Source organism: Pseudoalteromonas sp. BMB (genome assembly GCF_001709235.1).
Lineage (GTDB): Bacteria > Pseudomonadota > Gammaproteobacteria > Enterobacterales > Alteromonadaceae > Pseudoalteromonas > Pseudoalteromonas maricaloris.
The window spans coordinates 1-214 of sequence record NZ_MBQA01000092.1; the positions used below are offsets into that span (position 1 = coordinate 1).

Here is a 214-nt window from a genome sequence, read left to right on the forward strand (position 1 = left end):
TTTCATTTCCCTCAGACGTCGCACGGCACTCCTCACTGTGGCAGCAGCAGTAGTACTGTAAACATAGGCTCCACCAGCAACAGTTTTTTGGCATGCTCTGCATTTCCAAATTCCAACACAGGTCCTTTTCATTGTTTCCTTGCCACAAAATACACAGGTATATTTTGAGTGCTGAGTTATCTCCATCTTTTTAACCATCTTACGTAATGAAGCA

1 protein-coding gene is annotated in these 214 nt (G+C 43.0%); it reads right to left on the bottom strand.

The window, feature by feature from the left end:
- The coding region (locus BB427_RS24860; protein WP_139119036.1) for a 60S ribosomal protein L37a at positions 1-214 on the bottom strand (214 nt) is incomplete at both ends.